This window comes from Pseudomonas reactans (assembly GCF_013385825.1).
Classification (GTDB): domain Bacteria; phylum Pseudomonadota; class Gammaproteobacteria; order Pseudomonadales; family Pseudomonadaceae; genus Aquipseudomonas; species Aquipseudomonas reactans.
On record NZ_JACAPG010000014.1, the window covers coordinates 525,469 to 539,830 of the forward strand.

At 54.7% G+C, this 14,362-nt stretch carries 16 protein-coding genes; 5 read left to right on the forward strand and 11 right to left on the reverse strand.

All coding sequences use genetic code 11. The annotated features are described in order from the left end of the window. The first annotated feature begins 77 nt into the window (after window positions 1-77). A complete protein-coding gene (locus HX868_RS18870) occupies window positions 78-395 on the forward strand; it encodes a hypothetical protein (protein ID WP_177003953.1) in 318 nt (105 codons plus the stop codon). A 37-nt stretch (window positions 396-432) separates the two neighbouring features. Here the strand turns inward: HX868_RS18870 and HX868_RS18875 are convergent, their stop codons facing one another. The 11 genes from HX868_RS18875 to HX868_RS18925 all read right to left on the reverse strand — a co-directional run bounded on the left by HX868_RS18875 (window position 433) and on the right by HX868_RS18925 (window position 11,229). Continuing rightward, entirely contained in the window at window positions 433-912 is a 480-nt protein-coding gene (locus HX868_RS18875; RefSeq protein ID WP_177003954.1) for a DUF2514 family protein, read from the reverse strand. After that, entirely contained in the window at window positions 909-1,340 is a 432-nt protein-coding gene (locus HX868_RS18880; RefSeq protein ID WP_177003955.1) for a lysozyme, read from the reverse strand. The genes HX868_RS18875 and HX868_RS18880 overlap by 4 nt, the downstream gene beginning before the upstream one ends. A 56-nt stretch (window positions 1,341-1,396) precedes the next feature. Then, the gene (locus HX868_RS18885) at window positions 1,397-1,648 is read right to left on the reverse strand and encodes a hypothetical protein (RefSeq protein WP_177003956.1); all 252 of its coding nucleotides are present in this window, start codon (window positions 1,646-1,648) and stop codon (window positions 1,397-1,399) included. After that, window positions 1,645-1,935 carry a hypothetical protein gene (locus tag HX868_RS18890; protein ID WP_177003957.1) on the reverse strand — a complete coding sequence of 97 codons (291 nt, stop codon included), beginning with the start codon at window positions 1,933-1,935 and terminating at the stop codon, window positions 1,645-1,647. Before HX868_RS18890 ends, HX868_RS18885 begins: the two co-directional genes overlap by 4 nt. Continuing rightward, a complete protein-coding gene (locus HX868_RS18895; protein ID WP_177003958.1) occupies window positions 1,935-2,546 on the reverse strand; it encodes a hypothetical protein in 612 nt (203 codons plus the stop codon). The genes HX868_RS18890 and HX868_RS18895 overlap by 1 nt, the downstream gene beginning before the upstream one ends. Before the next feature lie 1,180 nt (window positions 2,547-3,726). Then, a complete protein-coding gene (locus HX868_RS18900; RefSeq protein WP_177003959.1) occupies window positions 3,727-7,185 on the reverse strand; it encodes a TipJ family phage tail tip protein in 3,459 nt (1,152 codons plus the stop codon). A 590-nt stretch (window positions 7,186-7,775) separates the two neighbouring features. Beyond that, window positions 7,776-8,378 carry a tail assembly protein gene (locus tag HX868_RS18905; protein ID WP_177003960.1) on the reverse strand — a complete coding sequence of 201 codons (603 nt, stop codon included), beginning with the start codon at window positions 8,376-8,378 and terminating at the stop codon, window positions 7,776-7,778. A 483-nt stretch (window positions 8,379-8,861) separates the two neighbouring features. Further along, window positions 8,862-9,338: a hypothetical protein gene (locus HX868_RS18910; RefSeq protein WP_177003961.1), complete on the reverse strand. Its 477-nt coding sequence runs from the start codon at window positions 9,336-9,338 to the stop codon at window positions 8,862-8,864. Next, window positions 9,313-10,158 carry a phage antirepressor N-terminal domain-containing protein gene (locus tag HX868_RS18915; protein ID WP_177003962.1) on the reverse strand — a complete coding sequence of 282 codons (846 nt, stop codon included), beginning with the start codon at window positions 10,156-10,158 and terminating at the stop codon, window positions 9,313-9,315. Before HX868_RS18915 ends, HX868_RS18910 begins: the two co-directional genes overlap by 26 nt. Further along, window positions 10,155-11,084, reverse strand: coding sequence for a BRO-N domain-containing protein (locus HX868_RS18920; protein WP_177003963.1), 930 nt, complete (start codon window positions 11,082-11,084; stop codon window positions 10,155-10,157). Before HX868_RS18920 ends, HX868_RS18915 begins: the two co-directional genes overlap by 4 nt. Next, a complete protein-coding gene (locus HX868_RS18925; protein WP_122722362.1) occupies window positions 11,065-11,229 on the reverse strand; it encodes an Arc family DNA-binding protein in 165 nt (54 codons plus the stop codon). The genes HX868_RS18920 and HX868_RS18925 overlap by 20 nt, the downstream gene beginning before the upstream one ends. A gap of 112 nt (window positions 11,230-11,341) precedes the next feature. Between HX868_RS18925 and HX868_RS18930 the strand changes: the two genes are divergently transcribed. From HX868_RS18930 to HX868_RS18945, 4 genes are all read left to right on the forward strand, one after another. Next, window positions 11,342-12,010, forward strand: coding sequence for a helix-turn-helix domain-containing protein (locus tag HX868_RS18930; RefSeq protein ID WP_177003964.1), 669 nt, complete (start codon window positions 11,342-11,344; stop codon window positions 12,008-12,010). 286 nt (window positions 12,011-12,296) lie between these two features. Beyond that, window positions 12,297-12,584: a hypothetical protein gene (locus HX868_RS18935; RefSeq protein ID WP_177003965.1), complete on the forward strand. Its 288-nt coding sequence runs from the start codon at window positions 12,297-12,299 to the stop codon at window positions 12,582-12,584. A 57-nt stretch (window positions 12,585-12,641) separates the two neighbouring features. After that, complete coding sequence (locus tag HX868_RS18940; protein WP_177003966.1) at window positions 12,642-13,124, forward strand: hypothetical protein; 483 nt, start codon at window positions 12,642-12,644, stop codon at window positions 13,122-13,124. 414 nt (window positions 13,125-13,538) lie between these two features. Then, window positions 13,539-14,264 carry a DUF6998 domain-containing protein gene (locus tag HX868_RS18945; protein WP_177003967.1) on the forward strand — a complete coding sequence of 242 codons (726 nt, stop codon included), beginning with the start codon at window positions 13,539-13,541 and terminating at the stop codon, window positions 14,262-14,264. Window positions 14,265-14,362: the final 98 nt, after the last annotated feature.

Below are 14,362 nucleotides of genomic sequence, written 5' to 3' on the forward strand. Positions count from 1 at the left end.
AAAATGCGTTTACGCCAAAGCTGGCGCATAGCCACTGCAAGAGATATCCTGTTTTTTTGATCACAGGAGTGTCCAAGATGAAGAAAAGCAACGCGATTCTAACTACCCTTTCTCTCTTCAGTTGCGCAGTTATGGCTGAGCCTCCCAAATCAACACCGGTACCATATTCAGCAGATCGCGACTTCGGAATCGTCTGCGCAATCAATGGAAAAAATACATACTTCATCAGGAAAGACAGCAATAACAACGACGACCGAATCGCGAGAAATATTGTTTTGACAGATCTAGGATCTGGAAAGATTGCTATTAGCTTTTTGCATGGATTCACGGTGGCAGACAAAGCCGCGACTTACTTACCTGCAACAAATGAGTCCTGCAAAACCTTTGAGCAATAGAGCTGCAGATACTTCTCGATAGATTCAATAATAAGTCTTACCTTTTGAGCGATGTGTAAGCGGCCTCGCACGCTTTCCCGGCTATTCGGGCTCGATCATAAGCCGCCGCCAGCTCTCCCGCTCTTTTGTCAGCCCGCTGGAGCAAGTCGGAGAGCACCATTGCGGCGCGGGTGGCTGGCGCGCCTCGCTGGGTAGCTCCGGGATCGCCGGCGCAGGTACTAACGGCAAACTTGTTGGCGTCGACGCGCAGCCGGTCACCAGCAGCATCAGCGGCACCAGCATCAACATCTGCAGCTTTGTTCTGTTCTCGCGCATTGCTTGCCTCCTTGTTCACGGACGCCTGGCGGCGCTGTTCTTCGGCGCGGGCATCGTTGCCCGCATTGGTGACAGCGATAGCCTGAGCCTTACCGATGTCTGCCAGCTTCGTGCCGTAGCGCCAGTCCTGAACCTGCCAGGCCCCGCCAAACCCCACTGCCAGCGCCAGGAGGATCGCGGCGAGGATCTGTACGGGCGTCATGACACCCCCAAGAACATCGCCCGCTCGGCCAGGCGCCGCTTGGTCAATCCTGCCAGCACCTGGCCACCGGCCTTATTCCAGCGCGGAAACTGCTCGGCCGCACCGACGTAGTCGCCAGCATTAAGCAGTTTTAGTAAGGCCGAAGACCCAAGGTTGGCGGCCCCAAGGTTGTAGGTGAAGCTCATGAGCGCATCCCACTGCGCCTGATTCATTGGCGCCTTTACCAGGCGCTCGATCTCAGGCTCAAACCGGCCAATGTCGTTCATCAGCATTCGCTCGGCCTGTTCGTTGGTGATGACCATGCCGGCAGTGATGCCGCGCGTAGTGCCGTAACCAATGGTCCACACGCCAACCGAGTCTTGGTAGGACTTGAGCCGCAGGCCTTCGAAAGATTTGATCAGGCTCACGCCCTTTTGCGATGTGCGCATACTTTTCTCCAGACGAAAAAAAACCGCTCAAGGCGGCTGGCGGTGTTGAAGTTGTGTTAGGTGTCTAAACCCTCTGCGCTCGCCGGCAGAGGAAAGCGCGCTTTGATGGTTGCAACTGATATGAGCCAGGCGCTGTAGTCCGGCTCAACCCCTTTAACGCGGGCGTCATACTCAAGCTCAAAGCGTAGAGGATCGGACTCAGCCTGATAGGCTGCGCGGCGCAGCGCCACAGCCCCTTCACGCGCCGCTTTATCGGCTGCCAACTGCTTATCCCCTGCTGTAATGATTTTTCCGAAATCGATCTTCATTTAGGGAACTCCAGCAGACCGTTTGCGGGGCGAATGATGGGCGAAGGAAAGCGCGCTGCCCCCGATGAGTCGGGAGTGATCGGCAAAAGAAGCGTGATGTTGAGCTCTCCATTCACTCGCTCTACGTCACCCAGAATGGATTCACACTCCATAGCTGAAGCGGGCAAGGTCGCACCGTCAGGAAGCGGCGAGAAGTCGAACACCTCACCGTTGATGGTAAGCACATCGCCCTTCTTTTTGACGGTCAAGGCAGGCGCATCGAGATTAGGTGAAAGATTGATGATCATCAGAACCACCGTCCTATAGCAATTAAGTCAATCCGGCTTGGCCCGGAGTTTGAGACATGGTTGTAGACGGCCCATGCCCCCCAGGTGCCCAAAGTCGGGAACGAATAGCAGGATCCCCATCCGCCACCGCTCGCCGTAACCACACCTAGTGGAATGACGACGGGGGCAGCAACGAAGTTTGCGGTAAACCCACTATTTGCGCCGGATACGCAAGTAAAGAGTGGGCCAGCTGAAAGGTTCACGGGCCCCATCACGACACTTTTCGTGCAGATCTGTAGACCACTCGCGAACCGCCAGCAATCGCCGTTTACTGAGCTGGTGTACTGCATCAGTGCGCCGTTAGGCACGCCGCCCACTTGGGAGACGGTACCAAGAATTGCTTCCGCAGCTAGCTTCGCCGCTGTACCCGTGGCGTTACCCGTACCGCCTTTATCCAGCGGCAAGATATCGTAGTTGCCTGTGGTTCCAAGTGCGGCGAGCTTGGTACCGAACTGATTGACCAGCAGGTTGAACGCGTCCGATAGCGCTTTGTCGTAGCCCTGCACTGGCATGATCGCGTAGGCAGCACCAATGACTGTCGGCCCCTTGTACGCTGGCAGGATTGAGATCACCGTACCACTCGCGACGTTCGCTACCTCATAGGTAGCTCCATCGGGCCCGACGAAAGAATCTCCTACTCTCGAGGAGGCCGCAAAATCAACGCCTGACCCCGTTACCGTCGTACTGCCGCTTTGGACAGCAACTGTTCCGGATCTTTGCCAAACCATAGTTTTCTCCAGACAATAAAAAACCGCTCAAGGCGGCATAGGTGGTTGGCACTAATTCAGCTTATTGGCTTTGCAAATACTACTGGTACGAAGAAAGACGTGGAGTTGGCTACCCCGACCACCCACATCAATAAGCTGTTTGCTCCATAGTCCCAAGTGCAATACAGTTTTGCCGCTCGTGTGCTCGACCCTGCCACGTCCATGCCTATGTTATTGATGAGCATGAAGTCACCTGTGTCCAAAGGACTAGCCGCCGTCCAATTGCTACGCGTAGTCCCCTGGCCGGTAGAGCTAGAGCCGAGATATGTCCATGCTGAAATAGTCCGAGTGAATTGGGCACAGGGAGTGCCGCTATCAAAAAGCAACTTAGCCGAGCCATCCCATATCCTGATCCCATAAGTTGCCGTAGGGGTTGAACTGTAGGCTGCAACGAAAAAGCTTCCTGTTCCTCCACCAAGAAAAGAAAACCCAGTCCAGTTGCCCGGGCTTCCGGCTATCGTGGCGTAGCTAAACGTAGTGGTGGCGTCCGGCCTTACGAATACAAGTGGGGGCTCCGCGCTGGTTATAGGGGCGCTAAATGACGCGCCCCCTTGATACCTTCCCCTTTGCAAAACCACTAACCGCGAGAACTCGGAATCAAGTGTCACTACATCATTGTTGTTTGTGAACTGTACGCCATAGCTCATTTATCGATACCTCATAACTAAAAGTCTTTGAGGTCCAATCCCAACGGTTCCGCTCGGCGCAGCTCGATTTCCGAACCAAACAACGACACCTCCCTCGTAAACCTGTGGCTCATACTGAATGGCAGATAGATTTTGCGCGCTTGGATCTTGAGGGTAGGCCCCAATGGGAATACATACAGCCGAGTGCGTTGAGGGAGAAACTCCAGCAATTGGAATTGCTTGAGACCGATTACCGCCGGTAACGAAAGCCACAACAGCCGAATACACCACCCTCACAGTAAACGAGGTCTCGTCCAGCTCAAGGGCACCGGTGGAGCTCCAGATTCTTATCCCGAAACTCATGCGGAAAGATCTCCCCACTGGTAGCGTTTCACGCCGTTTTCGTCGTAAACCTTGCCGCCTCTGTTGTTGATCACCTGACGCGCCTGCCCACCGAATGCACCGTTGATTTCAAAGGTGCCGTCGAAGAACAGCTTCCAACCGCTGGTGTTCGCCACGTAGTTATTCGACTGGATATAGTTGCCGATCTTGGCGTTGGTGATCGTGCCGTCCTGGATGAAGGCGGAATCGATAAACGTCTGCCCTCCGGTAACAGCGAAAGGCGAGACAGGCGTTCCGGTTGCCAGGTTCAGCAACATGAACGTGTCAGCCCTGACCACGAACTGCGACGACACACCAGATGGATCGACCTGAAGACCGAGGCCGAACGAGGCCGCGTACTTCTGGCCACCGGCGGTGGTCTCCATCTTCACTGACCACAAGGTCTGCAATTGGCCGTTGGTGTTGGCCAGCGCCGAAGACGTCTCCTGAATGGCCGACGTATTCTGGCCAACTGTTGCTTGCAACTGCGTGGTCTTGGTTGCCTCTGCCTCAATGGCTGTTGCCCGGACTTTGCTCTCTTGGACAATTGCAGCCGTGCTTGCCCACCCCTTCAATGCATCTGCTTTGGCCCCACTGCCGCTGTCATCACGCGCAGAAGCCCTCAATGCGTTGGTTGTGCTGGCCTGGGCCGTGACCACACCATCGAGCTTGGTGATGTCCGCGGTGTTGGTGGTTACCTGCTGCGCCAGGCCGTTTGCCGTTTCCACCGACTGTCCAACGTCCAGCCAGTAGGTGGCATTTGGTGGTGGGTTGTTGGCCGGTACATCCACCTTCGCCTGGTAGATGCGATCCGCCTCCACCACCATCTGCCCTTTCAGGTACACCTGGGTTGGGACATAGCCGCCCAGGGCGTCGAGATCGTCGATCTGGTCCTGCAGGCCGTCCAACTCGCTGATCAGGTCCTGGCCCAGCTGAGTCTTGCTGATCTTCCCGGCCAGCATATCCAGGATCGGACCAGCCTCAGAACTGGCCTGCCCAATAACGCCTTCGCCGACTGGGTAGAACGGACCGACGTTGCCAGTGCGGTCCACAAGGCGCGCCCAGAAGAACAGCGTGGCCCCCGCCTGCAACTGCTGCATGCGGTAGTCAGCTTGCGGATAAGCCAGGTCCGCCAGCTTGGTGGCCACCGACAAATCGTTGGCCGGTCCGTACCAGATCTCGCTGCGCTGGGTGTCTTCGGCGCCAGGCGGGAACCCCCACTTGATACCGATGCCGAACAGTTCGCTGGTGGTGGTCAAGATCGACACCGCCGGCGGCAGGCCGACCTTCCCTTCCAGATTGGTCAGGTTGGAGCTCTTCCAGATAGAGGATATCTCGAAGGCGCTCACAGATCGCACCCGGGCCACGTAGGCGCCCGAGTAGATACCGGTGACGTCGACGCTTGTTGCACCGGTGCGCTGCAGCTTGATCCAGTTCCCGCTGTCCTTGCGCCACTCCACGTCATAGGCAACCGCGCCATTCACGGCAGGCCAAGAAATGTTCATGGTGCTGATGGCGATGCCTTGGTTCACGGCGTAGCTCGACGTCAGCGTGACGCTGGCCGGTGCCGGAACCACGGTGATTGGTACAACGCTGATTGGCCGCTCTTCCAGCCGCGCGCCGGTGTCGATGTGAGCAAACTTGCTCGGATCGTATTGCACGGCCGAGATCTCGAACACGCCAGGCTCTGGCCGGGCCACGCTGACCACTCGGTAAAGCGGGATAGCCAGGTCGTCAGCATCTAGCGCCCACACCAGTTCACGCTCCGGCGGCACGGAATAAGCCAGGGTCACGGTGACCTGCCGACCACTGACCAGTTGCACGGTGCGCCCTTCGCACTTGCCGTCTGGCAGGTTGAGGATCAGCCGGTCACCGGGCTTGGCCTGGGTGTCACGGTCCAGGGTGATGACCTTGCCGTTCACCGCCGAGATACGACCACCCACGGGCCGGCCCGCCAGCAGTTCGTCAGCGATCGGAATGACGTAGCCAGGCAGCGGGATGCGCCCGTCGAGGCCCACCTTGAAGGTGACGGCCCGGTCCTTGGAGTTTGTCAGCAGCGCCCACTTACCCCGGCGCTGTGCCTCAGATTCGCGGGTGCAACCGATTGCGCTGATCTCGAGCGGGTTGTCGCCATAGCGGCGCTGCAGCTTCGCGTCAGTAACGGCCGTGACATCGGTGTCGTAGCTGTTCAGCGGGTTGTCGTAGCTGATAAGCGCCCGGGTGTACCGGGTGCGTTCCGATGCGCTGGAATAAGTGAACTTGCCATCGATCACGTTCGCCCGGGTGTATGCGAAGTCGAAGTCGGTTGCGCGCGGCATATCTGCCAGGGTGAACACCTGGCCCTGGGCCCAGTAAGTCATGCCCCGGTAGATTGTCGAGATATCACGCAGCAGCGACCAGGCATCAGCCTTACTCTGCAGGTTCAGGTTGCAGATGAAGCGCGGTTCTTGACCACCCTTTCCATCCGGCACCAGTTGGTCGCAATACTGCGAGATCCGGTACAGCTCCCACTTGTCCACCATCCACGGTTTGATACGACGGCCAAGGCCGAAACGGTCGTTCGTGGTGATACCGTAAGTGTGCCAAACAGGGTTGTCGGTCCAGGCCTGTTTGAACGTACCGTCCCAGACGCCCGTATAGGTGCGCGATCTGGTGTCATAGTTGCTCGGCACCTGCCATTTCCGACCATCACATTCGATCGTCACCGCGGGGATGCTGCGGAACTGCTCGGCAGAAAACTCGATGTAAAGCAGCGCGGTGTTCGGGTATCGGATCTTGGCGTCGATCACCTCGGTGAAGCCGGCAATCTGCATGGTGTCGGAGATCTTGTTGTTTTTCTGGTTTGCAGTCAGTCGAGTGATGCGCAGCAGCCACCCGGTTGTCGCGTGCGGCAGATTGATACGGCGAGTTCGCTCGTAAAGGCTGGTGGTCTTGCCGGACACGGCCTCGTTCAAAACCTCTTGGTACGTACCCCCATCCGTTGCGAGCTCGACTTTGTACCCGATCGTGTAACCGTTGATGTTGCCGCCGGAGTCCACCGATTGGAGCGCAGGCCAGGCAAAGCGCACACGTACAGCCGAGAGCTGGGTATTGGTGATCGCTCGAACCCATGGCGTGCCGCTGCGCAGCTCGGTGCTGATGGTTGTTTCGTTCTCGATCGATGGAATGCCCTGGATATAGGACTGGTCCACAGCCCCGCTGCGCCACTCCCACTTCACGCTCGGGAAGTTCATGTTCCCCTGCGGGTCTTGCAGCGGCGTGTTGTCGAGAAAGATGTCCTTGGCGGTAGGAGCACCGTCAAACTCGCCCTCACCCACAGCAATAAGCATTTTCGCAATGGCGACGGAGCGCAGGCTGTCTGGTGCCTCGGTTGGGGTTTTAGGCTTCTCGGAACCGCCCTTGGCGCCATAAACATCAATCTTGCGTGCTGCGCCCATGCTTTTCTCCAGGCAATAAAAAACCGCCTCTTGGGCGGTGTATGATTTAAAACTGCGAACGCTACAGAATCTTGTCCCAAGGGATGTTCCCAGCCAGATATCCGACTGCGACTATCATCCCGAGCATGCAGAGCAGAACGAACCGCCAAGCAGGCATTTTCATTGCCATCACTCGTACCTCTCGTATGATTTTGCTAATATCCAATCAAGTTCTCCTCTTGGTCCTAACAAGGGGTTGAAATAAAAACCCCCGGCACGTTGCGAGCGTCCGGGGGTTTTGCTTTTCTGGCCCGGCGATCTTTCGATCATCAGCGCCTCAGGGTGTCGGTTTCCCGACTATTTGTTATCCCTCCATGTGAGGGTTAAGCCTTCTCTCCATGGTAATTGGCAATTTTCCACTCTCGCTGAGCGACCTATCCTGCTCTTGTGAGGGTTTTTGTAGCTTATGGGTGCCCTATTACCTACGCTCGAGGCGCTACCTGTTGTCGGGAGGGCTAATCCCTTCAGACGCCTGCTACCGCAATAGTGAGGGTTTTATCTCTCTACCATTATATGGGGCTTCAAAAGCGCTCTCCTTCCGGATACCGGGTTCACATTTGGTCTTCGGCATAAATCGCCGCACTGATGATCGCGCCACCCCAGCGCCGACGGCCTGCACACAGCGAGACAGGATTGCCGGAGGCCGTGGTGTTCTTAGCACTTCCGAAGGCGTAGCCGGGGGTGTTCTCGGGCGCAGCGCTTGTCTTGAGGCCGCCGGCCTGAGGGCTGAGCATTTGGATCGCCCCCCCAATGGCCATTGAACCGCCACCCATTCCTACCGCAAGAGCCGTAGCTGCTGACCAGCCGAGCGGGTTCCACCACGCCAATGCAACGATTACCACCCCAACAATCGTTTGCAGTAGGCCCGCACGCTTGGAGCCCGTGATGACGGGGACGATCCTGATTTCTCCTTTACCCTGAAAGCATAGTTCGCCCTCTCCGATGTTTTTCTTCCCTCGAAAAACGGCGAACTCCAAGCCTCTGGATTTAGCGTTAGAGATGAATCGCTCAAAACCAGGAATTTGAACGCATAACGCCTTTATGGCCTCGGCAGGCGTGCGCACCGACAACCTGTACTCCTTGCCAAACTGACGCAGCATCCCGCCAAGACGAATAGTTTCTAGCGGTGAATATTCAATAGCCAATGCAGGCATAGCTTTTCTCCAGGTAATAAAAAACCACCCGAAGGTGGCTTGTTGACTATCCCGCCTATTTGGCACAGGACCTCACTACATCAGTGACTCTCTCTAATGGAGATTGCCAAGTTCTGTAAAAGTGATAGCGGATACTTGAGCCGCCCTTATTATTCGGAATTACATCGACCAGGTGCAAAGGCGACTGAGCATCCGGCGCAAGGATCGTGTAGCGATCACCGGACGTTTGCAAAATACCTCCAATACCAGCGCCCAATACCGTAGTTCCCTGCCATCCGTCACGAATGCACTCCGCTACGATCTTGGCCTTGTGAGCTGATGAGATTTGAAGGATGGGTGGATTTTCTCGGGTCTCTGCCACGCTCGAGCAGCCACCTAGCAGCGCAGTAGAAAGCAATGCAAGAACTCCAAAAAAACGCATGACAGTCGCCCTTCAATAGTGATGAAAGAAGACAAACTACCATGCGTCTGCTGACCGTCAAATCAATGGAGGCCCTTCACTTCCATATGCCCGGCAAAGCAGAACTCAAGCAATGACCTCCAATGTTCGACCAATCCGGGCTTAGGCTCCAGGTTCGTATCGAAAAGGTTAAGCACCATTTGATGGTGCCCACCGATAAGGTCCATCAGCTCCTGCGAGGTGAAACCCTTATCCGCAGAAAAGTCGGCCCAGGCTTTCTTAGCTGCGGTTGCTTGGTCGACGCAGTTGCCTAGAACCATCCCTCGATCATCGCCTCTGTAGCAAGCGAACGTGAGCGCAAGCCCTCTCATCTCCATTTCGAAAGAGGTGACGCTCTGAATCAGCCCCTGAAGCGCCTTAGAGTACGCCAGCTCGGAAACCACCACAGACTCGACGGGAGCAGAATCAGAAAGCAACTTCACTTCAGCAAGATCCTGCTTGGCCATAGCCTTCACTGCTAGCTTGATCCGTTCTTTAGCTTCGATTTTTCTGTAATCCATTTTGAATCCCTTTGATCTGATTTTGGTACGCCGAAAGCACCGCATGAGCGGGGTTATTCAGGTTAGTGGGGAAGCCGCTTTGATTTGTTGGTTGGGCGTGACCGAGAATTTCCCGGAATCGTTCTACCGCTAAGTTGTTGTAAAAGAAGGTCTCGCACTGACGATCGCTGTACTTCGACTTATCGAGGCGGATTTCTCCGTACTGATCCGTCTTCAAGCCATGCTGATTCGCAAGCCTGCCGATTTTCTGCGCGCTGACTCCGAACAGCTCACCAACCTCCCCTGCCAACTTCAGACTCTCTTCGACCTTCGGCAACGGAATCAAACGCTGACCGAACGCGAGTTCCGAAATATGGCTGAGTAAGGCTTGTTTGCTGGTGTCACCGAGATTTGGCAGATGAGCAAGAGCAAGCTTTCCGAACTCGACAGCTGAGTCATTAGCCGCTGGTTGCTGAGAGCGAGGATTTACGGCATGCCCGTCGTTCCAGTACTGCCAAAGCGCGTCGTCGCACTCATCTTGGAACTCTTCGATCTTCTGCCGAGCAGCCTCGCTTTTCACCCTATTCGGCTCAAGTGTCGACAGCCAGCCAGGAAGTTTACGAAGTGGTATGCAGACAGCTTCTTGTTCGCCACCAGCAGAAGGTGTGGTCATGATGACCATACCCCAGCGCCTTTGATTTGCGGTCAATTTGCGATGCTGGCTCTTCCAGTCGATACCCATCCCTTCGACCATTGGCTTCATCGGAACAAATGGCTGACCGTCGCGCTCAACCAAATACAGATCAACACCGTGAAAAGGAACCGTCATCAAAGCGCTCATGCTGCAACCCTCCACTTCACTTTTTCCATCGCCGCCAAGGCGAAGTCGAACAGCGCCGCAGGCGGCATATGTAGTCCGTTCGATCCAGTGACGGCCGCCAGGAACTGAGTCGGCGACATTACGCATGCGTCGAACGGGACAGCTTGAACCTGATGCTTACCAGAGCCATCTGTGAATACGAGATAGCGCTGGATTTCCGAAAGGTCGCTCGGGATGTCGACGGATTGATTGCCGCCCTTCGGCAAGTATTCGCCCTCAAGCGCGTAGCCACCAATAAAGTTACAGGCCTGATCGAATTGCGCGGCCGGGATCAGCTCGGTCCGCGGAACATTGAAGCGGGTGTGTAGGCGGTTGTGCATCACCAATTGAAAGCCTTGGCGCTGATCAGCCGGAACAGCTTTGGATTTGTCGCGGATCAAGCCCTTGATGACATTCAGCTCACTCATGCCGATCAGTTCGTCCATGAGGGTTGTCATCTTGCCATGGTCCTCATAGCGGCCAGTGCGTCGAATGTCCGGCAGAACCTCACCGGCAATCCACATCTGAAAAGGCAGAGCCTTGGGCTTGTCCGAGCGCCCCAGAAAGAAATACAGGCCTTGCTCGGAAAGCATCAGCATTTGCTGGGTTCCGCCAGGGGTGTGCAACCGATGCACACCCTTCCATTGGTCAGGAACGTGCGCTGCAGCTCGGGCTGGTTTATAGCTGTCGGTGTAATCCAAAGAGCGCAAGATGTCTTGCACCGAAAACCAAGGATCACCATCAACAAGCAGCGTGCGCACCCGCTGCTTGCCGAAATTGAACGGGATGACATTGGACGCAGCTATGCTAGTATCGCTCATGACGATTTCTTCCTCGAAGTTGATCTCGTTAACCAAAGCCCCGTCGCCTGCCAGCGATGGGGTTTTTTTATGCCTGTTGTTTTTCATGGTCCTGTTCCTGCTCAAGGGATTTTCTCAGCCGGAATACGATTTCTCCGCTTAGGCTGCGGCCGTTTTCAGCGGCCCTCATCTCAAGTTTCTCTCGCATTTCGCACAGCATCCGTACAGCGGTAGTAATTTTCAGGGCTTTCATGGCGACTCCTTGTTTGCGTTTTGTGAGTTTAGTGCGTTTTGTGACTTCGTCAAACAATTTTTGCTTTTTGTGCGTTTGCTGTACGCTTCTAGAGACGTACCCGAGGTCAAACATGTCCCACGATTTCGCAAATAACCTCATCCATTTGAGGGGCCAGAATAACCTTACTCAGCAAGAGCTGGGCGCATTAGCTGGCGTTTCTCCGTCTCAAATTTCTCGCTATGAAGCGGGTCTGGCTATGCCCAGAAAAACAGTACTGAGAAAGCTTGCCGACGCATTGGGAGTGACCGTAGACGAATTCCAAGGCGCAACAGCAAAGCGCCCCCTACGAATCTACGAGGGCTTCTCATCCAGACTGGTCGATTTAAGATCATCATGCGGAATGACCAGAAAACAGCTCTCCGAACATTCCGGCATTAGCACTGAGGTAATCACCCAACTAGAGCTTGGGCAGGTACTGCCTCTTGAAGAAGATGTCATCGCGCTATCCCAAGCCCTGGGATCTTCCGCTTATGCGCTCGCAGGACATGCGGATGAGCAGGAAGTCGTGGTGCTGCGCCTCACCGAAGCAGAGGAAGGCGGCACCGGGAAGGAGTTTGCCAAAGTTCCATTGCCCCCAACGCTCTTCAAGGCCTTTGAAAACTCCGCAAAAGAACGCGGGCTTTCCGCTGGCACGTATTTAAGCGCACTTGTCCGCTTGGATCTAGCAAGGCACAAAAGGCCTCAAGAAAACGTGACACTTGAACAGATCATTGAAGAAATGAAGCTAGAGAGTACCTAATATTTTTCAATAAGCCCGGCTCACGGGTCTTTTTACGACCAATCCCGGCACCTCGCCGATCGTCAAGGAAGAAGGCAATGCGGAAGCTACGAAGTCACGAAGTTATCGGTCTGAGCGTTCAAGAAATCCTTCAGGAGTTCAACGAGCGCGCGCCTGAATTTGGGATAACGGAAGATAACTTGGTTTCAGTAAACGTTACCCCACCTCGTCATGCGATCAAAATTCTGGACGGTGATAAAAGAAAGGACGCAAAGGTGCAAGTGACCTTCATCTATTGGAGCGAGCGATGAGCCATATCAAAACCCGTATCGAAGCTCTCCGATCGCTTGTGGACGAACTCAAGAACGCAGAAACAATCTTCGAGCGCGCATCGCTTTTTGCGGCCATTCGCGGCTTGGCCGAGGACCTCGACAATGACGAGCACCTAAACAGTTACGCTAAAGAGAAAGCAATCGGTGTCCGCTGGCACTCAGCTGCTGCGCTTGGATTCGACGAAACCAACGGCCACTCATCTGAAGCCCATAGGGTTTGGGCAATGGGTGAGCTTAGTACCCTAGAGTCTGCGTACGAGTAAACCTCAAGCCCGGCCGCCCAGCTTTTCACGCGCGTTTCAGGAGGAAAAGTTCATAGCATGAGTAAAAAATCAGCAGATGCTGTAGCAGCAGAAGTATTCAAGATCCCTACACATTATGTGTTTTTCGCTTACGTCCTTACAACGCTTGCACTCGCATTTGGAATCGGCTTGAGCGTGCACTTCAGCGATTGGATGTGGCTAGCGCGATTCGGTGCACTGCTTGTTTGTCTGGCGTTGATGTTTGAGGTCACAGGACTGCCTGAGCAATTCGTAAACAAAACGATGGAGCTCACAGAAGGAATAACCGCTCAGACTGTTTTCAACCAAATAATGGATCGTCGCTATCTATACGGCGTGACCGACGACACGACCGATGAGCAGCTTTCGCTTATCTTTGATAGAGAACATCGTCGACGGTTAATTTTTACAAAAGAAATAATGATTGAAACGATTAGGAAGAAAATACAGAAGCATGAATTTTTTGTTGCCTCGATTGGTACATTGCTTTGGGCCTTCGCAGACCTTTTGAACAAGTTGTAGACCATACACAAAGCCCCATTCTATATGGTATCGAATGGGGCTTTGTGTATGCAGACCTAGGACTACGACCATCGGTGACCAAGTGACAGAATCCAACCTCACCTTCAAATGCCTCGGCCACACCAAACGAGACGATGGCCTGGTCGGGCGCTACCACCTAGAAGTGACCGATACTCGCAGCGGCAAGACCGCGACGCTCTCTGTCGAGCCCAGGCATCTTGCCTCAGCTCGAAGCATGAAACGGATCCTTCTGGATCGGTGCATGCTCTACAGAGCAACTCGTGCGGAGCACGATCAGATGCTGCTTGAAATGCTAGACCCGCAGTCTGCAGCAATCCAAGAGTAATCCGGTCCGCCAGGATTTCACTTACACGTACGAATTACGCAACTTGTTAATTCACAATGGAGTTTGTGATGGCTCTAACCCAAATGCAGATTATTCAGTCACTGGGTGAAGCTATGGCCTGGTTTGAGCGGGAGCGTCAGTGGGGGGTACCACCGACAGAGCTTAGACATCTTTGCGGTCGTATCGGTGAGCTGTATGCAGCGCTGATAACGAATGGCCAAATGGCTGTATCTGTTAACCAGAAAGGTTATGACGTGGTCAGTGCACAGGGCGAAAAGGTGTCCGTTAAAACGACTGCAAAGATGGGTCACGCAGGGCACATATCCTTCAACCCGCGATCACTTTCCGAGGTGGATAGGGTGATTATTCTTCGAATCAATACGGATGACATGGAGGTTGAAACGCTGCTCGATGCATCTCTTGACGATGCGCTGGTGATGATGGGCCCAGAGACGCAAGGAAAACGCTCGATCCCCTTGAGCCGGCTTTTGAAACGATCAAAACCTCAGAGCGAACTGGTGACAGTCAATCAGGTTAGCTACCACGGGTATGTCATACGGGAGCTTGAAACCGGCACCATTGCTGTATTCCGGGACAGCCAACCTGTACAACCGGCAAAACCAGCCCTCAGAGAGATGGCGATAAGTCTCAATGTCTCTCTTGTTAACTCAAACGGGAATCCATTTAACACTAGGCAACTGGGTAGTCTGATCATTCAGAGCGTGAAGGCACTCATGGAAAGCTTGCCAGCGCATCCCGCACCAATAATCCGAGGCACGTCCTGGCCTTGCTAGGAATACAGTTTGGATTGGGCAGTACTCGCGGATAAGACACACCCCACCAGCAGCACCACTGCTACCGCAGCTATCAAAATCCGCATGTCGTTCCCTCG